The organism is Streptomyces sp. NPDC055400 (genome assembly GCF_053644375.1).
Map to the genome: position 1 here is coordinate 77,430 of NZ_JBSHLM010000017.1, position 22,423 is coordinate 99,852.

The following is a 22,423-nucleotide window of genomic DNA, read 5'->3' on the forward strand; positions in this document are numbered from 1 at the left end:
GCAGGGGCAGGGGCAGGGGCAGGGCCTGGAGCTACGAGCCGAGCAGCCGGTCGGCGATCTCCTCGATGCGCTCGCGCAGGCCGTCCTGGCTCTTCCCGCCGTCGAGCCGCTCGCCGTCGATGACGTACGTGGGTGTGCCCGTCACGCCGATCGCCTTGCCCTCGGCCTGGTCCGCGTCGACGATCAGGATGTGCCGGCCGTCGACGAGCGCGGTGTCGAACTCCTCGGCGTCCAGACCGAGTTCACCCGCGACCTCGACGAGGAACGGCTCGCCCTTGCGGCTCAACTCCTCGACGCGGCCGAGCACCGCTTCCACGTACGGCCAGCCCTGCCCCTGCTCGAAGGCCTCCTCCGCGGCCTGCGCGCCGGCGAAGGCGTGCTTGTGCTTCTCCAGCGGGAAGTGCCGCAGACGCAGGTCGATGCGGTCGCCGTAGCGGGCCCGCAGCGCGCGCACGTCGTCGAGAGCGGTGCGGCAGTCGGGGCACTGGAGCTCGCACCAGACGTCGAGGACGGGGCGGCCCTGAGGGGCGGAGGCGGGAGAGGCGTCGTTCATGGGACCAGTCTTCCAGTCGGGCGCCGGGGACCCCAACCGGCACCTGCTGAACACGCCCCCTGAACAGACCCCGGCAGGCCCCCCGGCAGAACCCCGGCAGGACTCCGGGCAAGATCCCTGAGAGCCCCCGGACCGGGACCTGCGGAGGAGGCCGTACCCGGAAATGTCCCTGAGGTCCGCCCGGATCGTGGCTTCCGGACCCCGGGGCGGTGCACGATGGAGGGGACGGAACGCTCCGTCGCCCGCTGCCTGTGCCTGGAGGACCGGATGATTGCCGAGACCGTCTGTTCCGCCGTTTCCGTGGCCGGGCTGGGCATCGCCGCGGTCACGGCGTACCGGAAGCGTTTCCTCGCGGCCGCGCGCATAGCCGCCTATTCGCTGGTGCCGATCGGTCTGGTGATGACCGGTGCGGTCGGCTGGCTGGCGGACACCGCGTTCAGCCCGACGGCGTGGGCCGGCTTCGTCGTGCTCGGCGGCGCCTGGCTCCTGTTCATGGTGACCCGCGCGGTCGAGCGTCGCAGCGGTGGCACCCGTAAGGAGCGCAAGGCGGCCAAGGCCGCCGCCGAGGCCCAGGCCGTCGCGCCCGCCGCCTCGGCTCCCTCGTTGGGCCAGACCACCCGGCCCGCGGCGGCCCGCCCCGCCGCGAAGCCCGCCTCCGAGGACTTCAGCGACATCGAGGCGATTCTGAAGAAGCACGGGATCTGACCCGAGGACCCTCGACCGCGGTCGGTCGGCCTCGGCCTGAAAGCGGAAGCTGCCGGACTCCTTCCGGTCGAGCTCCTACCACCCTCGTCACGGGATCCGGCGAACCCCCGCTTCTTTTGAGCGTGTTGATCGACTGCGGTGCGCCGACTGCGTCATCATCGCCGCGAGATGCTGGACACAACACAGGGCGGTTCCGCCCCGCACGCCGACGAGCGGCACGACGCCTTCGAGGCCGACGAACGCCGAGGCTGCCTCTTCGCACTGTCGCAGCCGCCCTTGATGATCTTTCTGGCGGTGATCGGCTGCCTGCTGCTCCTTGCTTCGCTGCACGATCTGTTCGTGCTGTGAGAGCGCGGGCGGGTCAGCCCGCCGCCTCCTTGCGGCGCGCCCGGTACGCCGCCACGTGCAAGCGGTTTCCACAGGTGCGGCTGTCGCAGTACCTGCGGGACCGGTTGCGCGAGAGGTCCACGAAAGCCCGCCGGCAGTCCGGGGCCTCGCAGCGCCGCAGCCGCTCCTGTTCCCCGGCGACCACGAAGAAGGCGAGCGCCATCCCGCAATCGGCCGCGAGGTGGTCGGCGACGGACGCGCCGGGCGCGAAGTAGTGCACGTGCCAGTCGTAGCCGTCGTGGTCGGTCAGACGCGGCGTGGTGCCCGCGGCGGCGACCAGCTCGTTGATGAGCGAGGCCGCGGCGTGCGGATCGGGCGCCGCGAACACGGCGGCGAACCGTGCCCTCACGCTCTGTACGGCGTCGAGGTCACGCTCTGCGAGGATCCCGACGTCGCTGATGTCGTTCTTTCGTACGAATTCGCCCAGGGCTGCCAGATCGGCCAGCCCGTCGGCGGCCTGTTCGTCGTCCGGTGCGGTGTTCACCAGATCCACCACGGTGTCGAGGGCGCACCGGGTGTCGTGGGTGATCAGCACGATTTGCTCCCTGGCCTGGGGGTCGGGCCTGTGCCCGCCGATGCTGGCCGATGTTATAGGTCCGGTCGGCTGTGTGGCGCCTGCCCGTGGACGCGCCGACGCCGCCCCCGTGGAAGATCCCACGGTGGCGGCGCCGGTGTATGCCGTATGCAGTTGTTGTGGCTCGTCCGTCTCCCCGAGTGGACGGCATCGAGCGGCTCTCGCGGTGCGTGACTCCGGCGGTGCGCCGGCGTCGGCTCCAGGCCTTAGCTTTCGGCCAGGATGTGTGAGAGCTCCGTGTCGAGATCGAAGTGGCGGTGTTCCGTGCCGGGTGGCACGGCCGCGTCGGTCCTCTTCAGGAACGACTCCAGCGCCCTCGCAGGGGCTTCGAGCAGAGCCTCGCCCTCAGGGGAACTCAGAGCGATGCAGACGACGCCTTGGCCGTGACTACGGGATGGCCAGACTCGGACGTCGCCGGTGCCGGTGGGCCGGTGCAGGCCCTCGGCGAGCAGATCGCGGGCGAACACCCACTCGACCGTCTCTTCTGCTCCGGTGTGGAAGGTGGCGTGCACGGCGTAGGGATCGGCCGTGTCATACCGCAGTCCTGCGGGTACAGGCAGTGAGGACTCGCTCGACACAACGAGGCGCAGGTGCAGCTCGCAGCTGACCGTGGTGTTCATAAGCGCCAGGGCCTTTCGCTCAGTGTGCGCTCGGGGATTCGCACGTCGGCGAAATCGACATGCCACCTACGGTGCCGTTGTAAACCCCTCTGAGTGTTTTGAGTGGCTTTAGGTAGCTCGGACGGCGGAGTGTTTCTTGTTCCGGAGCGTCCATTCCGGTGACGCGATTCCGTCGGGTAGGTTTGGTTGTATGAATACGGGGAGTGACGAGGCGGCCGAGTCCGAATCCGTGGCCGCGACGACGGGGGACGGGGCGAAGACCGAGCCGGGGCTCGGTTCGCGGGCGCCGGCGTTCATCAAGGCCCGCAGGGCCCTGCACCTGAGCTGGCAGGTCGGCGTCTTCGTGGTCGGGCTCGCGGTGGTGGTGGCGGGCGTGATCATGCTGCCGCTGCCGGGCCCGGGCTGGCTGGTGATCTTCGGCGGCATGGCGATCTGGGCGACCGAGTTCGTCTGGGCGCAGCTCGTGCTCCGCTGGACGAAGCGCAAGGTCACCGAGGCCACGCAGCGCGCGCTCGACCCGGCGGTGCGCCGGCGGAACATCATCCTTACGTCGGTCGGCGTCGTGATCATCGCGGTGCTCGTGGGGATCTACGTGTGGAAGTTCGGCTTCGAGATGCCGTGGAAGATCAAGGAGTGAGCGGGGTGGCCCGCGAGGGTCGCGCCGGGGGTGTCAGGGCTGGTCGGAGCACCCGCTGACATGCGGTAATGTTCTCTCTGCGCCCGGGCGATTAGCTCAGTGGGAGAGCGCTTCGTTCACACCGAAGAGGTCACTGGTTCGAACCCAGTATCGCCCACCCCGGACCGAGGGCCCCGGAGGCTACAAGCCTCCGGGGCCCTCGGCGTTTCCGTGTGTGGCCACCACGATCGGCAAGCGCTTTCTGATGGCGGGAACGCCCCTGGTGTCCGGCGACCGGAACAGGAATCCCATAATCCATTCGGACGCAGGGGATAACCCGGCGAGACGCCTTGGGTAATTCGACGCCCGGACGAACCTGACCCCGTTTCAGAGTTCCCGGACTTCGCGCGGAATCCGGAGTTCTGACGGTGAATCAATGACCGGCGCCGTCGTGTCAATTCACGTTCACGTGAGCCGCCCCGTATCGGGGCAGACTCGCAGCATGGACTGGAGCCACTACCGCTTCCGCAGCGTCTGGGACCTGCCCGCGCAGCCCGCCGACGTGTTCGCGGTCCTCGAGCGCGGCGAGGACTATCCCCTGTGGTGGCCCCAAGTGCGCGAGGCGACCCCACTCGACGAGCGGCGCGGCACCGCCCGCTTCCGCTCGCTCCTGCCGTACGACCTGTTCGTGACGGCCGCCGCCCTGCGCGGCGACCCCGGGGCCGGGGTCCTGGAGATCACCATGTCCGGCGACCTGGAGGGCTGGGCGCGGTGGACCGTGCGCGCGCACGAGGGCGGCACGCGTGCGCTGTACGAGCAGGAGGTGGAGGTGTGCAAACCCCTGTTGCGGCGCTTCGCCCTCGTCGGCAGGCCGGTGTTCCTCGTCAACCACGCGCTGATGATGCGGGCCGGGCGGCGCGGCCTCGTCGCGTATCTGCGGCGGCGCTGACCGAACCGGTTTGATGGAAACCCGCCGGGGCCTGTATGGTTCAACCCGTTCCCGGGCGATTAGCTCAGTGGGAGAGCGCTTCGTTCACACCGAAGAGGTCACTGGTTCGAACCCAGTATCGCCCACCCGGAAGAAAGCCGGTCCGTCAGCAGACGGACCGGCTTTTCTGTGCCCGGGGCCCGAGCCCGGACGGGCAACTCTCAGGCGGCCTCCCGCAGTTCCGTGCGCATCGGCCACGCCGGATCCACCGTCTCCGGATTGCCGCTGCGCGCGAACCACGCCTGGAGCCCGCGCGCCTGCGCGGCGTGCCAGACCGCCTGAAGGGTGTGCAGTTCGGCAGGGGACAGCCGCTCCAGACGGGACGCGAAACGGCGCCCCACAGCCCGTACGACCTCCAGGGAGGCCTGCGCGTCGGCGGCCGCGTCGTGTGCGCCTTCCAGCTCCACCTCGTACTGCGCGCACAGGTCCGTCAGGGTGCGGCGGCCCTTGCGGTAGCGGTCCAGGTGTTTGTCGAGGACGCGCGGATCGAGGACGCACAGCGATGAGCTCTCCATGTAGCGGCCGAGCGCGGACGCGCGATGGCGCCGCAACTCCCGGTCCAGGAGCGTCAGATCGAACGGCGCGTTCATCACCACCAGCGGGCGGCCCGCCGCGGCCTGTTCGCCCAGCAGCCTGGCTATCTCCTCCATGACGGGGGCCGGCCAGCGGCCGTTGCGCTGGAGGTGCTCGTCCGTCAGGCCGTGCACCTCCGTCGCCCCGGCCGGCACCGGCACCCCCGGATTCACGAGCCAGCGTGAGACGCGCGGCCGGCTGCCCGCGGCGTCCTGCACCACTATCGCGGCCGACACGATGCGGTCGCTCTCCACGTCCACGCCGGTGGTCTCGGTGTCGAAGGCGGCCAGAGGACCCTCGTACCAGCACGTCATGTCAATGCAACTCCTCGTTCACACCTGGCAGATGACCCCTCGCGGCTGCCCGTTTCGGTGATACCCGGGCTGTTTGCGTCGTACGCCGACCGGAGACAACACAGATACGGGTCACGGCAGTTCAGAGACCCGCCCAGGGGATTCACCTGTTTCGGAAGGCCAGTTGGACATGGCGCTCGCGCAGCCCGAACAGGGTGGGCTGCTGCCCGAGCGGATCGCACCGCCGCGCGGCACACTCGCCACCACCGCCTGCATGGAGACACTCCAGGTGGGCTATCTGCACGCCGTAGCGGCAGCCGCGGGCTGTTCGCTCTCTCAGCCATTCCCCGACAACGGAATCGACTGGCACGTCAGCCACAGCGCCCCCGGGCACACGGTCGACGACGAGGTCACCATCAAGGTGCAGCTCAAGTGCACGTACCAGATCCCGCCGAAGCCGCCGGGGCCGTCCTTCTCCTTCACGCTCGACAACGCGCATCTGGAGAAGCTCGCCCGCACACCGGTGTCGGTGCACAAGATCCTGGTCGTGATGATCGTGCCGCGCTCGCAGGACGACTGGCTGCGGGCCGGCCACGACCGGCTCGACCTGCGGCACTGCTGCTACTGGATCAACCTGGCCGGCCATCCCGTGACAGGCCGGCGCCGCACCACCGTGCGCATCCCGACCTCGCGGATATTCGACGACCGTGCGCTCTGCGAGATCATGACGCGGATCGGGACGGGCGGAAGGCCCTGAAGCGCGTGACGCCCCGAAGGCGCGGGACGCCTGAAGGCCACGCGCGGGAGGCCCTGACGGACAGGGAGGGAGACCCTGATGCAGCACCGCCCGACCGAGGAGCGCCTGCGCGCCCTGAACACCGCCCGATCCCACCCCGCCGACCTCGAAGGCCCCGGCCCGGAGCAGGTCGACCCGGTCGTGCTCAACGCACTGCTCGACCGGCACGGCTGGGAGCGCCGCGGCGGCGCCACCGGGCGCTATGTGCGCTGGACGCTGCCCGGCGCCTCGGGGCGCACCAGCCTGCTCGTACCGGAGAGCCGTGCCTTCCCCGACAGCGACGACCTGCTCGGCGAGGCGCTCGAGGCGCTGGAGCGCAGCGGGTCGCACTCCGCGCGGGAGGTCCTCGTCTCGCTCGCCGTGCCGAGCGACGAGATCCGCTGGTGGCGCGATGTGCCGGCCGGGCCCGCGGGAAGCACCGCATGGCCGGTGGAGGAGCAACTGCGCGCCGCCGCCCGGCGGATGCTGCTGGCCGCCGCGCTCGCCGCCCGGAGCAAAGCCGGGTACTACGGCGCGCGCCACCGCAGGCCCGCCGCCGCGTCGCTGGAGACCGTCCTCGTCGGTGACGCCCCAGGCGGGCGCAGACTCACCGCGTTCGTGCCCGTCGCCGCGGGCCGCACGCTCGCCGTCCGTCTCCACCAGGCGCTGTACGCGGCCCGCGAGGCCATCGACTACCGGCGGGCCACCGGCGGCATGGACGCCTTCGACGGCGCCGTCGAGGCGGGGGTGAGCCACGAGCTCGTCGAAGCGCTCGTCGCCCTCGTCCGCGGCACGGAGGGGGCCCGGGTCGGCGTCGAGTGGTCACCGGCGGCCGGCGTGCCCGACGAGTGCACGGCCGGGGACGAGCCCGTCGAGTTCTCGCCCGGCGACCTGGCCGTGCTGCGGGAGGCGAGCGCCCGCTATCTGCAGTCCGAGCCCTCCATCGCCGTCCGCATCACCGGCACCGTCGTGCGCATGCGCAGATCGCGGCCGCGCGGCGAGGGCACGGTGCGGCTGCACGTCATAGGGGGCGCCGATGTGCCGCACGTACGGATGACGCTGGACGAGGAGGCGTACCGGACGGCGGGGCACGCGCATCTCGTGGGGCTGCCGATCAGGGTGCACGGGCGGCTGGAGAGCCGGGGCGGCTTCCGGCGGCTGACCGGGGCGAGCGGCGTGGTGCCCGTACAGGTCGAGGAGGCCGAGCGGGACCGGCTGATGAAGTCGCTCCAGGAGAATCTGGACTTCTTCGAGGAGGCGTGCAGCGGGGACGACTGAGCTCACGGGCTCGTGAGCCGGGGGTTCCCGGTGTGTGCGCGGGGAACGTGGCGCGGGCGGTGTCGACACCGTTTCGCGAGTCGGGCCCCGGGCTCGGTACGATCCCCTGTGTATTGCGCGCGTGGCCAGAACATCGCGCGCCCCCTTCAGGCAGGAGAGTCCGGTGTCAGACGTCCGTGTGATCATCCAACGCGATTCCGAGCGGGAAGAGCGCGTGGTGACGACGGGCACTACGGCGGCCGAGCTCTTCGCCGGCGAGCGCACCATCGTCGCCGCCCGTGTGGCCGGCGAGCTGAAGGACCTCGCGTACGCCGTGCAGGACGGCGAGGAGGTCGAGCCCGTCGAGATCTCCTCCGAGGACGGCCTGAACATCCTGCGCCACTCCACCGCGCACGTGATGGCGCAGGCCGTGCAGGAGCTGTTCCCCGACGCCAAGCTGGGCATCGGCCCGCCGGTCAAGGACGGCTTCTACTACGACTTCGACGTGGAGAAGCCCTTCACGCCCGAGGATCTCAAGGCCATCGAGAAGAAGATGCAGGAGATCCAGAAGCGCGGGCAGCGGTTCTCGCGCCGCGTCGTCACCGACGAGGCCGCCCGCGAGGAGCTGGCCGACGAGCCGTACAAGCTGGAGCTCATCGGCATCAAGGGCTCCGCATCCACGGACGACGGCGCGAATGTCGAGGTGGGCGGCGGAGAGCTGACCATCTACGACAACCTCGACGCCAAGACCGGTGACCTGTGCTGGAAGGACCTCTGCCGCGGTCCCCACCTGCCGACCACGCGCAACATCCCCGCGTTCAAGCTCATGCGCAACGCGGCCGCGTACTGGCGCGGCAGCGAGAAGAACCCGATGCTCCAGCGCATCTACGGCACCGCGTGGCCGTCGAAGGACGAGCTGAAGGCGCACCTGGAGTTCCTCGCCGAGGCCGAGAAGCGCGACCACCGCAAGCTGGGCAACGAGCTGGACCTGTTCTCCATCCCCGACCAGATCGGTTCCGGTCTGGCCGTCTTCCACCCCAAGGGCGGCATCGTCCGCCGGGTCATGGAGGACTACTCGCGCCGCCGGCACGAGGAGGAGGGCTACGAGTTCGTCTACACCCCGCACGCCACGAAGGGGAAGCTCTTCGAGACCTCGGGCCACCTGGACTGGTACGCCGACGGCATGTACCCGCCCATGCAGCTCGACGAGGGCGTGGACTACTACCTCAAGCCCATGAACTGTCCGATGCACAACCTGATCTTCGATGCGCGCGGGCGTTCCTACCGTGAACTGCCGCTGCGCCTCTTCGAGTTCGGCACCGTGTACCGGTACGAGAAGTCGGGCGTCGTGCACGGCCTGACCCGCGCCCGCGGCTTCACGCAGGACGACGCGCACATCTACTGCACCAAGGAGCAGATGGCGGAGGAGCTCGACAAGACGCTCACCTTCGTCCTCGGGCTGCTGCGCGACTACGGCCTGACCGACTTCTACCTGGAGCTCTCGACCAAGGACCCGGAGAAGTTCGTCGGCTCCGACGAGATCTGGGAAGAGGCCACCGAGACGCTGCGCCAGGTCGCCGAGAAGCAGGGCCTCCCGCTGGTCCCGGACCCGGGCGGCGCCGCTTTCTACGGCCCGAAGATCTCCGTCCAGGCGAAGGACGCCATCGGCCGCACCTGGCAGATGTCGACCGTGCAGCTCGACTTCAACCTGCCGGAGCGCTTCAACCTGGAGTACACCGGCCCCGACGGCACCAAGCAGCGCCCGGTCATGATCCACCGCGCGCTGTTCGGCTCCATCGAACGGTTCTTCGCGGTGCTCCTCGAGCACTACGCGGGCGCCTTCCCGGCCTGGCTCGCGCCGGTTCAGGCGGTCGGCATCCCGATCGGCGACGCGCACATCCCCTACCTCGAGGAGTTCGCGGCCAAGGCGAAGCGGAAGGGGCTGCGCGTCGACGTGGACTCTTCGTCGGACCGTATGCAGAAGAAGATCAGGAACGCGCAGAAGCAGAAGGTGCCGTTCATGATCATCGCGGGCGACGAGGACATGGCGGCCGGCGCCGTCTCCTTCCGCTACCGCGACGGCTCGCAGGAGAACGGCATCCCGGTCGACGAGGCGATCGAGAAGATCGTCAAGGTCGTCGAGGAGCGCGTGCAGGTCTGACGCCCGCCGCTGACGGCAGCGACGTACGACATCAGGAGGCCCCCGGGAAGTCCCCCGGGGGCCTCTCGTCGTCGCGCCTGAACACCTGGAACATCCAGGACGAGAACGCGCCCGTGATCGCTCCGAGCAGCGCCACACCGCACCCCATCAGAGCCACCGCCACCAGACGCCCGAGCGGGGTCACCGGCACCACGTCCCCGTATCCGACGGTCGCCAGCGTCGAGCAGGCCCACCAAACGGAGTCCCCGAAGGTACGGATCGTGGCGTGCGGCTGCCCGCGCTCGACCTGGTACACGGCCAGTGCCGCCGCGAATCCGAGCAGCGTGGCGGACATCCCGGCGTAGGTCGCCACGCGCGCGTGCAGGCTGAGCCGCGGTTGTGCGTGCCGCCGCCGCACGGCGTCGTAGGTCCGCACGACCTGCAGCGGGCGCAGCAGCGGCAGCATCATGACCACCGCGTCCAGCCAGTGGTGGCGCACGAACGAGAGCCCCTTGCCGCTGTGACGCCACCGGACGGCGAAGTCCAGCGCGAAGACCGCCCAGGCGGCGGAGGTCACCGCGAGACACGCGTCGCGCACCGCGTCCGGAAGCCCGTGCCCCAGGACTCTGACCGCGTACGACGCGAGGAACAGCAGGGACGCCAGCGTCAGCGGGGTCTCCATGCGGTGCTCCCACGGCGTCCGCCGTCTCTCGTCCATCGGTCAAGGATCGCGGCCGGGGACCGGGACCTGCCCCGCCGACACGCTCCGAACGGGCGAAGCCATATGCTGCATCTCATGACGAGTGAGCCGGAGCAGCACACGGGGCCGGTGGGTGAGCCGGACGGGTTCGGGCGCCTTTGGACGCCGCACCGGATGGCCTACATCCAGGGGGAGAACAAGCCGACCGGACCGGGAGCCGACGACGGCTGTCCCTTCTGCGCCGCACCCGGCATGACGGACGAGGAAGCGCTGATCGTGGCGCGCGGCGCGAGCGTCTACGCGATCCTCAACCTCTACCCGTACAACGGCGGGCACTTGATGGTGCTGCCGTACCGGCACGTCGCCGACTACACGGACCTGGACGACGGCGAGACCGCCGAGCTGGCCCTCTTCACCAAGCGTGCGATGGCCGCACTGCGCACCGCGTCCGGGGCGCACGGCTTCAACATCGGCATGAACCAGGGCACGGTCGCGGGGGCCGGTATCGCCGCGCACCTGCACCAGCACATCGTTCCGCGCTGGGGCGGCGACACCAACTTCATGCCCGTCGTCGGGCACACCAAGGTGCTGCCGCAGCTGCTCGGCGACACCAGGACCGCGCTCGCCAAGGCCTGGCCGGACGCCGACTGAGCCGATCGTGACCGGCCGGCCCTGGGCGTGTACGCCCCGGGCCGGCCGCGCCCGGCTACGCGTCGTACACGTCGGCGTTCGTGGGCGTCGGGGCCTGGACCAGGTTGCTGAGGAAAGACGAGCGCGTACCGAACTTCTCCGTGTCCACGCCGTTCTCCTCGAGCACCTTGATCGCCGCCGCGTGCACCACGCGCAGGACCGGGGTGGCCGTGCGCAGCGCGTCGTCCGCCATGAAGCGGTGGCGCCACGGCTTGTCCGCCCACGCGTGCCGCAGGCCGAAGGGCTCGGGCAGGATCAGCTTGCCGCCTATGAAGTCCAGGAGCGGCGGGTACCAGGTGAACGGCGCGCGCACCGCGAGGCGGACCACCTCGTCGGGCTCGATGAGGGGGAGCTTCTTCTCCACCGTCTCCCAGAACTTGATGGCCTTCGCCACTTCCTTCGTCTTCGGCTCGGGCTTCGTCGTGAACAGGGAGTGCACCGGACCGAGCGCATGGCCCGTGACCTCGATGCGCAGCGTCTCGTGCAGCACCGTCACCGTGATCAGCATTGTGATCACCAACTGGCCGTCCCAGAGCGTGAACTGCACGCCCAGATAGTGGCGGTCGCCGCTGCCGAACTGCTGCTCGTTGCCGATCCGCTGTATCTCGTGGTTCTTGATCTGGAAGGCCTCGACGTCGGTGCCGCTGGGGCGTGCCACCTTCTTCGCGTTCTCCCCGATCGGCGAGACGATCCAGTGCTTGATCGACGGCGTCGGGAACCCGCCCGTGTGCAGCGGGCCGCGCTCCAGGAGCCGCAGTTTGTCGTGGACCGCCCGTATGACGTCCCAACTGCGGAACGGGTGGATCTCCGCCCCCTCGTCGCGAGGGATCAGCTCCTCGGCGAGCTGCCAGCTGCCCCAGCGGGTGCCCATGCCGAGGATGCCCTTGGGGCCCGCGTAGAACACGGCGTTCGACTGCTGCTCCGCGGTCAGCTTGGCGAGGCTCTGGCGCAGCTGCTCGGCGGCCGTCTCGCCCGGGCTGCCGGGGACCGCCTCCGGGATCTTGGCGCCGATGCCGCCGCCCGCGAGCAGGCTGTCCCAGCGCTCCCGCATGTCCTGCGCCGTGCGCTCGCAGATCTGCCGGGCCCACAGCCAGCCGACCACGGGCGCCACGATCGCCCCCCGCAGATACCAGGCCCAGAAGCCCGTGAACGGCAGCTTGACCATGAAGATCACGGCGACGGCGGCGACCGCCACCATCAGCGCCGTGAACAGCGCGGCCATGCGCTTGTTCTCCTGGCTGCCGATCATGCGGCGGACCTGGAAGACGAGCAGCCAGACGATCAGGCCGGGCAGGAAGAGCAGGCCGCACAGCGTCATCACGGCCGTGAGCCAGCTGTCGCGCTGCTTACGGATCCGGTTCGCCGCGAGACAGTGCTCCACGACGACCTGCGGCTCGGTGCCGAAGGACTGGATGAGCGGCTTGCGGGCACCGCCGAGCAGCCGGCCCTGGACGGCCCGCGAGAACGCCTCGCCCAGATTCGGCGCGGCCAGAGACCAAATGCCCTTCTTCACATCGGACTTGTGCCACTCGCTGTTGGCGGCGAGCAGATCGTCCACCTTCGCGTCCCGGTACGCCGCCGAAGCGAGGGCGTATGTGGCCGCGGTCTGGCCCGCGGAGCCGTGCAACGGCACCTGCGCCCCGGGCCTGAAGTCGAATACGTCGTCCGCCACTGCCGCCCCCATCGCCGCGCGCCTTCGCTGCTGCGGCTTTTCCCGACTTCCTTGCTCCGCACACCTGTTGATCAGGTCATCGGCTTGATCAGGTCTTCAGCGTATCCGGGCGCACCGACATCCGTCAGGGGACGGCCGAAGCCGCCCGCCCGGAAGGGGACCGGGCGGGCGGCCTGGCTGTCGGGCGGCCGCGGGACGGCCAACTACGAAGCGTCCTCGGCCTGTTCGCGCATCTTGTCGCCCAGCTGCGGGGGCATCGGCTCGTGCCGCGCGTACGCCCGGCTGAACCGCCCCGTGCCGTGCGACAGCGACCGCAGGTCCACCGCGTACCGGCCGATCTCGATCTCCGGGATCTCGGCCCGTACGAGCGTGCGAGACCCCGGTGCCTGTTCCGTGCCGACCACGCGGCCGCGCCGCCCCGACAGATCGCTCATCACCGCGCCCACGTAGTCGTCGGCGACGAGCACCTGCACCTCGGCGACCGGCTCCAGGAGATGGATCCTCGCGTCCGCGGCCGCCTCCCGCAGCGCCAGCGCGCCCGCCGTCTGGAACGCCGCGTCGGAGGAGTCCACCGAGTGCGCCTTCCCGTCGAGCAGCGTGATCCGCACGTCGATGAGGGGATGGCCCGCGGCCACGCCCTTCGCGGCCTGCGCCCGGACGCCCTTCTCCACGGACGGGATGAACTGGCGCGGTACCGCGCCGCCGACGACCTTGTCCACGAACTCGATGCCGGAGCCGTTCGGCAGCGGCTCCACCTCGATCTCGCAGATCGCGAACTGCCCGTGCCCGCCCGACTGCTTCACATGGCGCCCGCGGCCCGCCGACCTGTCGGCGAACGTCTCCCTGAGCGAGACCTTGTGCGGGACGACGTCGACCTGGACGCCGTACCGGTTGCGCAGCCGCTCCAGGGCGACGTCGGCATGCGCCTCACCGAGGCACCACAGGACGACCTGGTGGGTGTCCTGGTTCTGTTCGAGCCGCATCGTGGGGTCCTCGGCGACCAGCCGGGACAGGCCCTGCGAGAGCTTGTCCTCGTCCGGCTTGCTGTGCGCCTGGATCGCCAGAGGGAGCAACGGGTCCGGCATGTCCCACGGCTCCATGAGCAGCGGGTCGTCCTTGGCGGAGAGGGTGTCGCCGGTCTCCGCCCGGCCGAGCTTGGCGACGCACGCCAGGTCGCCGGCGATGCAGTGGGAGAGCACGCGCTGCTGCTTCCCGAACGGCGACGACAGGGCGCCGATGCGTTCGTCGACGTCGTGGTCCTCGTGGCCGCGGTCGGCGAGGCCGTGTCCCGAGACGTGCACCGTGTCGTCGGGGCGCAGGGTTCCGGAGAAGACCCGTACCAGCGAGATCCGGCCCACGTACGGATCGGATGCCGTCTTCACGACCTCGGCGACCAGGGGACCGTCCGGATCGCAGACGTTCACCGTGCGCGCGTCGCCCGACGGGGTGGTGACCACCGGGGCCGCGCGCTCCAGGGGAGTGGGGAAGCCGCCCGTGATGAGTTCGAGCAGCTCGACCGTGCCGATGCCCTGCCGGGCGCCCTGCGCCGCGGGCGCAGCGGCCAGCACCGGGTGGAAGACACCGCGCGCCACGGCCCGCTCCAGGTCCCCGACCAGCGTCTTGTAGTCGATCTCCTCGCCGCTCAGATAGCGGTCCATGAGGGTCTCGTCCTCGCTCTCGGCGATGATCCCCTCGATCAGACGGCTGCGTGCCTCCTCGATGAGCGGCAGCTGACCGGGGTCGGGCTCGGACTCCTTGCGCTCGCCCGACGCGTAGTCGAACACACGCTGTGACAGGAGGCCTACGAGACCGGTCACGGGCGCGTGCCCGTCCGGCCCCGGCTCGCCGTGCAGCGGCAGGTAGAGCGGGATGACGGCGTCCGGGTCGTCGCCGCCGAAGAACGTCTCGCAGGTCCGCGTCATCTGTTCGAAGTCGGAGCGCGCCGACTCCAGATGCGTGACCACGATGGCGCGTGGCATGCCGACCGCCGCGCACTCCTCCCACACCATGCGCGTCGCGCCCGCCATGGTCTCGGGCCCGTCGGACGCCGAGACGACGAAGAGGGCCGCGTCCGCTGCCCGCAGACCGGCCCTCAGCTCCCCCACGAAATCCGCATATCCGGGGGTGTCCAGAAGATTGATCTTGTACCCGTCCCATTCGAGGGGCACCAGTGAGAGCTGCACCGACCGCTGCTGCCGGTGCTCGATGTCGTCGTAGTCGGAAACGGCGGTGCCGTCCTCCACCCGGCCCGCCCTGTTCACCGCCCCCGCGGTCAGTGCGAGAGCCTCCACCAGTGTCGTCTTGCCCGATCCGCTGTGGCCGACCAGCACCACATTCCTCACGGACGAGGGGTGGTCGGCCGCCGTAGCCCTGCCGGCGGCTCCGGGGTGTGCATTCGCCTTGTCGCCCATGCCTTGCCTCCCGGTTACTTGCACGGTGAGGTGGCACCCCTGCTGTGAAGAGGGGGTCCCATTGGGCGCGGACACGCGGGACCCGCGATGGCGGCTCCGACGACGCCCGCGGTGTCTTCGAGCTTTGCACTCCGGTCATGGCGCGTCCATACGTCGTACGCGGTTCCCCGGGGCACGCGGGTGCCCGGCGGTCGTCCACACGCGCGCGTGACTACGATGGGCCAGCCGGTGGCCAGAAGGGCCGCGCGGCCATCCGACCCTCGGGAAGGCCATGCTGAACAAGTACGCGCGTGCATTTTTCACGCGTGTCCTCACACCGTTCGCCGCGTTTCTCATCCGTCGCGGGGTCAGCCCCGACGCGGTCACGCTCCTCGGCACGGCCGGAGTCGTGGCGGGCGCACTGGTCTTCTTCCCCCGCGGGGAGTTCTTCTGGGGCACGATCGTCATCACGCTGTTCGTGTTCTCGGACCTCGTGGACGGCAACATGGCGCGCCAGCTCGGCCGCACCAGCCGCTGGGGCGCGTTCCTCGACTCCACGCTCGACCGCGTCGCCGACGGCGCGATCTTCGGTGGCCTCGCCCTCTGGTACGCGGGATCCGGCGACGACAACATGCTGTGCGCCGTCTCCATCTTCTGCCTCGCCAGCGGCCAGGTCGTGTCGTACACCAAGGCCCGCGGTGAGGCCATCGGCCTGCCCGTCGCGGTGAACGGCCTGGTGGAGCGCGCCGAGCGCCTCGTGATCACCCTCGTCGCCGCGGGCCTCGCGGGGCTGCACGCGTTCGGCGTCCCCGGTATCCAGATCGTGCTGCCGATCGCCCTGTGGGCTGTCGCCGCGGGCAGCCTCGTGACGCTGATCCAGCGGATGGTGACCGTCCGCAGGGAGTCGGCCGAGGCCGACGCGGAGGCCGCGGCCGAGGCCTCCCAGGAAAGCGGGACCGCATCGTGAGCAACGCGCGCGAACGACTCGTCGACGCCCTTTACGGGGCGGGCTGGAGCACGGTCAAGAAGCTCCCGGAGCCCGTCGCCGTCCGCCTCGGCCGCACCATCGCCGACCTGGCGTGGAGGCGGCGCGGCAAGAGCGTCCTGCGCCTGGAGTCCAACCTCGCGCGCGTGGTGCCCGACGCCTCACCAGAGCGCCTCATGCAGCTCTCCCGGGCGGGCATGCGCTCGTACCTGAGGTACTGGATGGAGTCGTTCCGGCTGCCGTCCTGGAGCGCGGACCGCGTACGGAACGGGTTCGACGTCGACGACGTCCACCACCTCACCGACGGCCTCGCCTCCGACAAGGGCGTCATCATCGCCCTGCCCCACCTGGGCAACTGGGATCTCGCGGGCGCCTGGGTCACCGCGAAGCTGGAGACCCCGTTCACGACGGTCGCCGAGCGGCTCAAGCCCGAGACCCTCTACGACCGCTTCGTGGCGTACCGCGAGAGCCTCGGCATGGAGGTCCTGCCGCACGAAGGCGGATCCGCCTTCGGCACGCTCGCCCGCCGGCTGCGCGCCGGCGGCCTGGTCTGCCTCGTCGCCGACCGCGATCTGTCCGAGTCCGGCGTCGAGGTGAAGTTCTTCGGCGACACCGCGCGCATGCCCGCGGGCCCCGCGATACTCGCCCAGCAGACCGGCGCCCTGCTCCTCCCGGTCACCCTCTGGTACGACGGGTCGCCCGTCATGCGCGGACGCATCCACCCGCCCATCGAGGTGCCCGAGACAGGTACCCGCGCCGAAAAGACGTCTGTCATGACACAGGCGCTGGCCGATGCCTTCGCCACCGGCATCGCCGACCACCCGGAGGACTGGCACATGCTGCAGCGCCTGTGGCTCGCTGACCTCGAGGAGCGCCGACCGTGAAGATCGGCATCGTCTGCCCGTACTCCTGGGACGTGCCGGGCGGCGTCCAGTTCCACATCCGCGACCTCGCGGAGCACCTCATCGCCCTGGGGCACGAGGTGTCCGTCCTCGCCCCGGCCGACGACGAGACCCCGCTGCCGCCGTACGTCGTCTCGGCGGGCCGCGCGGTCCCCGTGCCGTACAACGGCTCGGTCGCCCGGCTCAACTTCGGCTTCCTGAGCGCCGCGCGGGTGCGGCGCTGGCTGCACGACGGCACGTTCGACGTGATCCACATCCATGAGCCGGCCTCGCCGTCGCTGGGGCTGCTCTCCTGCTGGGCGGCTCAGGGTCCGATCGTCGCCACGTTCCACACGTCGAACCCGCGGTCCCGCGCCATGATCGCCGCGTATCCGATCCTCCAGCCCGCCCTGGAGAAGATCAGCGCGCGCATCGCGGTGAGCGAGTACGCGCGGCGCACGCTCGTGGAGCACCTCGGCGGGGACGCCGTCGTCATCCCGAACGGCGTCGACGTCGACTTCTTCGCCACCGCCGAGCCCAAGGCCGAGTGGCAATCAGAAGGGGCGCGTAGCTCGGTCGAGGGCGGTGGTGGGAGACGAGAGGGCGGGACCATCGGCTTCATCGGGCGCATCGACGAGCCCCGCAAGGGTTTTCCCGTCCTGATGAAGGCCCTGCCGAGGATCCTGGCCGAGCGGCCGGGGACCCGGCTGCTCGTGGCCGGACGCGGCGACGAGGAGGAGGCCGTCGAGAGCCTGCCCGCCGAGATGCGCGAACGTGTCGAGTTCCTCGGCATGGTCAGCGACGGGGACAAGGCCAGACTGCTGCGCAGCGTCGACGTCTACGTGGCCCCCAACACCGGCGGCGAGAGCTTCGGCATCATCCTCGTCGAGGCCATGTCGGCGGGCGCACCGGTCCTGGCCTCGGACCTCGACGCGTTCGCGCAGGTCCTCGACCAGGGCGGCGCGGGCGAGCTGTTCGCCAACGAGGACGCGGACGCCCTCGCGGAATCGGCCGTCCGCCTCCTGGGCGACGCCGACCGGCGCGAGGAGCTGCGGGAGCGCGGCAGCAAGCACGTGCGGCGATTCGACTGGTCGACCGTGGGGGCGGACATCCTGTCCGTGTACGAGACGGTGACCACCGGCGCGGCGGCCGTCGCCACCGACGAACGCAGCGGACTGCGGGCCCGGTTCGGGCTCGCCCGCGACTGACGGGACGTACCGGCGCGCCACGCGCACAAACCGGTACGTCCCTCCCGTCCCGTACGCGGCTGACCGCCGCTGCGGGGCACGGCTGTAGCCTTTGCGCCCGTGACCTCCACTTTGATCTGGATCGCGGTCTTCCTCATCGCGGTCGGCCTCTACCTGAGCTGGACCGCCGGCCGCCTCGACCGGCTGCACGCCCGGATCGACGCGGCGCGCGCGGCCCTTGACGCCCAACTGCTGCGCCGCGCCTCGGTGGCGCAGGAGCTGGCCACCTCCAAAGTGCTCGACCCGGCCGCCTCGATCGTCCTGTACGAGGCCGCGCACGCGGCACGGCAGGCCGAGGAGGACCACCGTGAGGTCGCCGAGAGCGAGCTGAGCCAGGCGCTGCGGGCCGTGTTCGGCGAGGCAGGGCAGATGGAGGCCGTGCGCGCCGCCCCGGGCGGCCCCGACGCGGCCGAGGAGCTCGCTCAGGCCGTCCGCAGGGTGCCCATGGCCCGGCGCTTCCACAATGACGCCGTACGGGCCGCACGCGCCCTGCGCAGGCATCGCAAGGTGCGCTGGTTCCGGCTCGCGGGCCATGCGCCGTTCCCGCTGGCCTTCGAGATGGACGACGAGCCGCCCGTCGCGCTCGCCGACAGGCCCACCACCTGAGCCGGCAGGCCCACCACATCACAGGGGTGGCAGCCGCGTTCGCGAAGAATGAGCCACCGGTCAGATATTGGCCCTTGATGTGGACTGGTCGCGAGGCGTTTCCTCTGGTGAGTAGCAACCCCCCCTTTTCCACCGAGCGAGGTCACCCGTGTCCAGCACCCCCCAGTTCGTCGAAACCACCGGCACCGCGCGCGTGAAGCGCGGCATGGCCGAGCAGCTCAAGGGCGGCGTGATCATGGACGTCGTCGACGCCGAGCAGGCGAAGATCGCCGAGGACGCCGGCGCGGTGGCCGTCATGGCGCTCGAGCGGGTGCCGGCCGACATCCGCAAGGACGGCGGAGTGGCCCGGATGTCCGACCCGAACATGATCGAGGAGATCATCGAGGCCGTCTCCATCCCGGTCATGGCCAAGTCCCGGATCGGCCACTTCGTGGAGGCCCAGGTCCTGCAGTCGCTCGGCGTCGACTACATCGACGAGTCCGAGGTCCTCACCCCGGCCGACGAGGTCAACCACAGCGACAAGTTCGCGTTCACGACCCCCTTCGTGTGCGGCGCCACCAACCTGGGCGAGGCCCTGCGCCGCATCGCCGAGGGCGCGGCCATGATCCGCTCGAAGGGCGAGGCCGGCACGGGCAACGTCGTCGAGGCCGTCCGCCACCTGCGCCAGATCAAGAACGAGATCGCCAAGCTGCGCGGCTTCGACAACAACGAGCTGTACGCCGCCGCCAAGGAGCTGCGCGCCCCCTACGAGCTCGTCAAGGAGGTCTCCGAGCTCGGCAAGCTGCCGGTGGTGCTGTTCTCCGCCGGTGGTGTCGCCACGCCCGCCGACGCCGCCCTGATGCGCCAGCTCGGCGCCGAGGGTGTCTTCGTCGGTTCCGGCATCTTCAAGTCCGGCGACCCGGCCAAGCGCGCCGCCGCCATCGTGAAGGCCACCACCTTCTACGACGACCCCAAGATCATCGCGGACGCCTCGCGCAACCTGGGCGAGGCCATGGTCGGCATCAACTGCGACACCCTCCCCGAGACCGAGCGCTACGCGAACCGGGGCTGGTAATGACCTCTCCCGTAGTGGGCGTCCTCGCGCTCCAGGGCGACGTACGGGAGCACCTCGTCGCCCTGGCCACGGCGGACGCCGTGGCCAGGCCCGTGCGGCGGCCCGAGGAACTGGCCGAGGTGGACGGCATCGTCCTGCCCGGCGGGGAGTCGACCACCATCTCCAAGCTGGCCGTCCTGTTCGGGCTCATGGAGCCCCTTCGCGCGCGCGTGCGTGACGGCATGCCGGTGTACGGCACCTGCGCGGGCATGATCCTGCTCGCCGACAAGATCCTCGACCCGCGCTCGGGCCAGGAGACGGTCGGCGGGATCGACATGATCGTGCGCCGCAACGCCTTCGGACGTCAGAACGAGTCCTTCGAGGCGGCGGTCGACGTACGCGGCGTGGAGGGCGACCCCGTGGAGGGCGTCTTCATCCGCGCCCCCTGGGTGGAGTCCGTGGGCGCCCGTGCCGAAGTACTCGCGGAGTACGACGGGCACATAGTCGCTGTACGGCAGGAAAACGCCCTCGCCACGTCCTTCCACCCCGAGCTGACCGGCGACCACAGGATGCACGCGCTGTTCGTCGACATGGTGCGGGCGAAGCAGGTGGCCGGGTCCTTGTAGGATCTCGGGGGGTCCCCCGGCCCTTGAGGCCAGGGGGAGTTAGTACTGGGTTGGTTACGCGAAGGAGACAGGCAGATGTCCGGCCACTCTAAATGGGCTACGACGAAGCACAAGAAGGCCGTGATCGACGCCAAGCGCGGCAAGCTCTTCGCGAAGATGATCAAGAACATCGAGGTCGCTGCCCGCACGGGCGGCTCCGACGTGTCCGGCAACCCGACGCTCTTCGACGCCATCCAGAAGGCCAAGAAGAGCTCGGTCCCTAACAAGAACATCGACTCCGCGGTCAAGCGCGGCGCCGGCCTCGAGGCCGGTGGCGCCGACTACGAGACGATCATGTACGAGGGCTACGGTCCCAACGGTGTCGCGGTGCTCATCGAGTGCCTCACCGACAACCGCAACCGTGCCGCGTCCGACGTGCGCGTCGCCATGACCCGCAACGGCGGCAACATGGCCGACCCCGGCTCCGTCTCGTACCTGTTCAACCGCAAGGGTGTCGTGATCGTCCCCAAGGGTGAGCTGTCCGAGGACGACGTCCTCGGTGCGGTGCTCGACGCGGGTGCCGAAGAGGTCAACGACCTCGGTGAGTCCTTCGAGGTGCTCAGCGAGGCCACCGACCTGGTCGCGGTGCGCACCGCGCTCCAGGAGGCCGGCATCGACTACGACTCGGCCGACGCCAACTTCGTCCCGACCATGCAGGTCGAGCTGGACGAGGAGGGCGCCCGCAAGATCTTCAAGCTCATCGACGCGCTCGAGGACAGCGACGACGTGCAGAACGTCTTCGCCAACTTCGACGTGAGCGACGAGGTCATGGAGAAGGTCGACGCCTGACACGCAGGCAGCGCACGGGCCGACGGGACACATACCCGTCGGCCCGTCGCATTGTCAGCGGTACCCGATAGCCTGCACAAACTGGCTATCGAAGGAGGGGCGGGGTGCGCGTACTCGGTGTGGACCCGGGGCTGACCCGGTGCGGTGTCGGCGTGGTCGAGGGGGTCGCGGGGCGGCCTCTGACGATGCGCGGTGTCGGCGTCGTACGGACCCCGGCCGACGCGGAGTTGGGCCACCGCCTCGTCGCCATCGAGCAGGGCATCGAGCAGTGGCTGGACGAGCACCGGCCCGAATTCGTCGCCGTGGAGCGGGTGTTCAGCCAGCACAACGTGCGGACGGTCATGGGGACGGCCCAGGCGAGCGCGGTCGCGATGCTCTGCGCCAGCCGCCGGGGCATCCCCGTAGCCCTCCACACGCCCAGCGAGGTCAAGGCCGCCGTGACGGGCAGCGGACGGGCCGACAAGGCTCAGGTGGGCGCCATGGTGACGCGCCTGCTGAGACTGGACGCTCCCCCCAAACCCGCCGACGCGGCCGACGCTCTCGCCCTCGCCATCTGCCACATCTGGCGCGCCCCCGCGCAGAACAGACTCCGGCAGGCCGTCGCCCTGCACGCATCGAAATCAGCCACAGCACCGAAAGGCCGTATCGCATGATCGCCTTCGTCAGCGGCCCGGTGGCCGCGCTCGCCCCTGACACCGCGGTGGTCGAGGTCGGCGGCATCGGCATGGCCGTCCAGTGCACTCCGAACACGCTCTCCGGCCTCCGCATCGGCCAGCAGACCAAGCTCGCCACCTCCCTCGTCGTACGCGAGGACTCGCTCACGCTGTACGGCTTCGCCGACGACGACGAGCGGCAGACCTTCGAGCTGCTCCAGACCGCCAGCGGCGTCGGGCCGCGCCTCGCGCAGGCGATGCTCGCCGTGCACAGCCCCGACGCGCTGCGCGGCGCCGTCGCCTCCGGTGACGAGAAGTCGCTCACCGCCGTGCCCGGCATCGGCAAGAAGGGCGCCCAGAAGCTGCTCATCGAACTCAAGGACCGGCTCGGTGCGCCCCTCGGCACCGGTACGGGCGTGGGCGCCCCCGTGACGTCAGGCTGGCGCGACCAGCTGCACGCCGCGCTCATCGGGCTCGGCTACGCCACGCGCGAGGCCGACGAGGCCATCGAGGCCGTCGCCCCGCAGGCCGAGGAGGAGGGCGGCACGCCGCAGGTCGGCAAGCTCCTCAAGGCCGCGCTCCAGACGCTGAACCGCACCCGCTGACCGGGCCGCGCCCGCTCCCCGCCCGA

24 protein-coding genes and 2 tRNA genes are annotated in these 22,423 nt (G+C 70.4%); 19 read left to right on the forward strand and 7 right to left on the reverse strand.

What is annotated here, in order from left to right; all coding sequences use genetic code 11:
* Positions 1 to 31: 31 nt before the first annotated feature.
* Entirely contained in the window at positions 32 to 553 is a 522-nt protein-coding gene (locus ACWIGU_RS35705; RefSeq protein ID WP_454405823.1) for a DsbA family protein, read from the reverse strand.
* 216 nt (positions 554 to 769) lie between these two features.
* On the opposite strand from ACWIGU_RS35705, the gene ACWIGU_RS35710 reads away from it, so the two are divergent.
* Both ACWIGU_RS35710 and ACWIGU_RS35715 read left to right on the forward strand, forming a co-directional pair.
* A complete protein-coding gene (locus ACWIGU_RS35710; RefSeq protein WP_454405824.1) occupies positions 770 to 1,258 on the forward strand; it encodes a hypothetical protein in 489 nt (162 codons plus the stop codon).
* 168 nt (positions 1,259 to 1,426) lie between these two features.
* Positions 1,427 to 1,606, forward strand: coding sequence for a hypothetical protein (locus ACWIGU_RS35715; RefSeq protein ID WP_454405825.1), 180 nt, complete (start codon positions 1,427 to 1,429; stop codon positions 1,604 to 1,606).
* 13 nt (positions 1,607 to 1,619) lie between these two features.
* Here the strand turns inward: ACWIGU_RS35715 and ACWIGU_RS35720 are convergent, their stop codons facing one another.
* Complete coding sequence (locus ACWIGU_RS35720; RefSeq protein WP_356272324.1) at positions 1,620 to 2,180, reverse strand: CGNR zinc finger domain-containing protein; 561 nt, start codon at positions 2,178 to 2,180, stop codon at positions 1,620 to 1,622.
* 245 nt (positions 2,181 to 2,425) lie between these two features.
* The gene (locus tag ACWIGU_RS35725) at positions 2,426 to 2,839 is read right to left on the reverse strand and encodes an SsgA family sporulation/cell division regulator (protein ID WP_003959770.1); all 414 of its coding nucleotides are present in this window, start codon (positions 2,837 to 2,839) and stop codon (positions 2,426 to 2,428) included.
* 190 nt (positions 2,840 to 3,029) lie between these two features.
* On the opposite strand from ACWIGU_RS35725, the gene ACWIGU_RS35730 reads away from it, so the two are divergent.
* The 4 genes from ACWIGU_RS35730 to ACWIGU_RS35745 all read left to right on the forward strand — a co-directional run bounded on the left by ACWIGU_RS35730 (position 3,030) and on the right by ACWIGU_RS35745 (position 4,529).
* Positions 3,030 to 3,476, forward strand: coding sequence for a TIGR02611 family protein (locus ACWIGU_RS35730; RefSeq protein WP_454405826.1), 447 nt, complete (start codon positions 3,030 to 3,032; stop codon positions 3,474 to 3,476).
* A gap of 85 nt (positions 3,477 to 3,561) precedes the next feature.
* Positions 3,562 to 3,633, forward strand: a tRNA-Val gene (locus ACWIGU_RS35735).
* A 324-nt stretch (positions 3,634 to 3,957) separates the two neighbouring features.
* Positions 3,958 to 4,404: an SRPBCC family protein gene (locus tag ACWIGU_RS35740; RefSeq protein ID WP_454405828.1), complete on the forward strand. Its 447-nt coding sequence runs from the start codon at positions 3,958 to 3,960 to the stop codon at positions 4,402 to 4,404.
* Positions 4,405 to 4,457: 53 nt separating this feature from the next.
* A tRNA-Val gene (locus ACWIGU_RS35745) sits at positions 4,458 to 4,529 on the forward strand.
* A 75-nt stretch (positions 4,530 to 4,604) separates the two neighbouring features.
* On the opposite strand, the gene ACWIGU_RS35750 is transcribed toward ACWIGU_RS35745, so the two are convergent.
* Positions 4,605 to 5,330 carry an exonuclease domain-containing protein gene (locus ACWIGU_RS35750; protein WP_454405829.1) on the reverse strand — a complete coding sequence of 242 codons (726 nt, stop codon included), beginning with the start codon at positions 5,328 to 5,330 and terminating at the stop codon, positions 4,605 to 4,607.
* A 169-nt stretch (positions 5,331 to 5,499) separates the two neighbouring features.
* Between ACWIGU_RS35750 and ACWIGU_RS35755 the strand changes: the two genes are divergently transcribed.
* The 3 genes from ACWIGU_RS35755 to thrS all read left to right on the forward strand — a co-directional run bounded on the left by ACWIGU_RS35755 (position 5,500) and on the right by thrS (position 9,502).
* Positions 5,500 to 6,066: a DUF4365 domain-containing protein gene (locus ACWIGU_RS35755; protein WP_356272315.1), complete on the forward strand. Its 567-nt coding sequence runs from the start codon at positions 5,500 to 5,502 to the stop codon at positions 6,064 to 6,066.
* A 78-nt stretch (positions 6,067 to 6,144) separates the two neighbouring features.
* A complete protein-coding gene (locus ACWIGU_RS35760) occupies positions 6,145 to 7,362 on the forward strand; it encodes a hypothetical protein (protein WP_454405830.1) in 1,218 nt (405 codons plus the stop codon).
* 163 nt (positions 7,363 to 7,525) lie between these two features.
* Entirely contained in the window at positions 7,526 to 9,502 is a 1,977-nt protein-coding gene (gene thrS, locus ACWIGU_RS35765; protein ID WP_454405831.1) for a threonine--tRNA ligase, read from the forward strand.
* 31 nt (positions 9,503 to 9,533) lie between these two features.
* Here thrS and ACWIGU_RS35770 read toward each other — a convergent pair whose 3' ends face one another.
* Entirely contained in the window at positions 9,534 to 10,199 is a 666-nt protein-coding gene (locus ACWIGU_RS35770; RefSeq protein ID WP_454405832.1) for a potassium channel family protein, read from the reverse strand.
* Between the two features lie 66 nt (positions 10,200 to 10,265).
* Here ACWIGU_RS35770 and ACWIGU_RS35775 point away from each other — a divergent pair, with 66 nt between their 5' ends.
* A complete protein-coding gene (locus tag ACWIGU_RS35775) occupies positions 10,266 to 10,832 on the forward strand; it encodes an HIT family protein (RefSeq protein ID WP_454405833.1) in 567 nt (188 codons plus the stop codon).
* A 55-nt stretch (positions 10,833 to 10,887) separates the two neighbouring features.
* Here ACWIGU_RS35775 and ACWIGU_RS35780 read toward each other — a convergent pair whose 3' ends face one another.
* Positions 10,888 to 12,555: a hypothetical protein gene (locus ACWIGU_RS35780; RefSeq protein WP_454405834.1), complete on the reverse strand. Its 1,668-nt coding sequence runs from the start codon at positions 12,553 to 12,555 to the stop codon at positions 10,888 to 10,890.
* 191 nt (positions 12,556 to 12,746) lie between these two features.
* A complete protein-coding gene (locus ACWIGU_RS35785; RefSeq protein WP_454405835.1) occupies positions 12,747 to 14,954 on the reverse strand; it encodes an elongation factor G-like protein EF-G2 in 2,208 nt (735 codons plus the stop codon).
* Positions 14,955 to 15,225: 271 nt separating this feature from the next.
* On the opposite strand from ACWIGU_RS35785, the gene pgsA reads away from it, so the two are divergent.
* From pgsA to ruvA, 9 genes are all read left to right on the forward strand, one after another.
* Positions 15,226 to 15,900, forward strand: a complete 675-nt coding sequence (gene pgsA, locus ACWIGU_RS35790) for a phosphatidylinositol phosphate synthase (protein WP_454405836.1) — start codon at positions 15,226 to 15,228, stop codon at positions 15,898 to 15,900.
* Positions 15,897 to 16,802 carry a phosphatidylinositol mannoside acyltransferase gene (locus tag ACWIGU_RS35795; protein WP_454405837.1) on the forward strand — a complete coding sequence of 302 codons (906 nt, stop codon included), beginning with the start codon at positions 15,897 to 15,899 and terminating at the stop codon, positions 16,800 to 16,802. The genes pgsA and ACWIGU_RS35795 overlap by 4 nt, the downstream gene beginning before the upstream one ends.
* Positions 16,799 to 18,007, forward strand: coding sequence for a glycosyltransferase family 4 protein (locus ACWIGU_RS35800; protein WP_454405838.1), 1,209 nt, complete (start codon positions 16,799 to 16,801; stop codon positions 18,005 to 18,007). Before ACWIGU_RS35795 ends, ACWIGU_RS35800 begins: the two co-directional genes overlap by 4 nt.
* A gap of 99 nt (positions 18,008 to 18,106) precedes the next feature.
* Positions 18,107 to 18,652, forward strand: coding sequence for a hypothetical protein (locus tag ACWIGU_RS35805; RefSeq protein ID WP_454405840.1), 546 nt, complete (start codon positions 18,107 to 18,109; stop codon positions 18,650 to 18,652).
* Positions 18,653 to 18,857: 205 nt separating this feature from the next.
* Positions 18,858 to 19,706: a pyridoxal 5'-phosphate synthase lyase subunit PdxS gene (pdxS, locus tag ACWIGU_RS35810; RefSeq protein ID WP_356272560.1), complete on the forward strand. Its 849-nt coding sequence runs from the start codon at positions 18,858 to 18,860 to the stop codon at positions 19,704 to 19,706.
* Positions 19,706 to 20,311, forward strand: a complete 606-nt coding sequence (gene pdxT / locus ACWIGU_RS35815) for a pyridoxal 5'-phosphate synthase glutaminase subunit PdxT (RefSeq protein WP_454405841.1) — start codon at positions 19,706 to 19,708, stop codon at positions 20,309 to 20,311. The genes pdxS and pdxT overlap by 1 nt, the downstream gene beginning before the upstream one ends.
* 75 nt (positions 20,312 to 20,386) lie before the next feature.
* Positions 20,387 to 21,139: a YebC/PmpR family DNA-binding transcriptional regulator gene (locus ACWIGU_RS35820; protein ID WP_266566512.1), complete on the forward strand. Its 753-nt coding sequence runs from the start codon at positions 20,387 to 20,389 to the stop codon at positions 21,137 to 21,139.
* Positions 21,140 to 21,243: 104 nt separating this feature from the next.
* Positions 21,244 to 21,792, forward strand: coding sequence for a crossover junction endodeoxyribonuclease RuvC (gene ruvC, locus ACWIGU_RS35825; RefSeq protein WP_454405842.1), 549 nt, complete (start codon positions 21,244 to 21,246; stop codon positions 21,790 to 21,792).
* Positions 21,789 to 22,397 (forward strand): Holliday junction branch migration protein RuvA, encoded by a 609-nt coding sequence (gene ruvA, locus ACWIGU_RS35830; protein WP_326776702.1) that lies wholly within the window; start codon positions 21,789 to 21,791, stop codon positions 22,395 to 22,397. Before ruvC ends, ruvA begins: the two co-directional genes overlap by 4 nt.
* Positions 22,398 to 22,423: the final 26 nt, after the last annotated feature.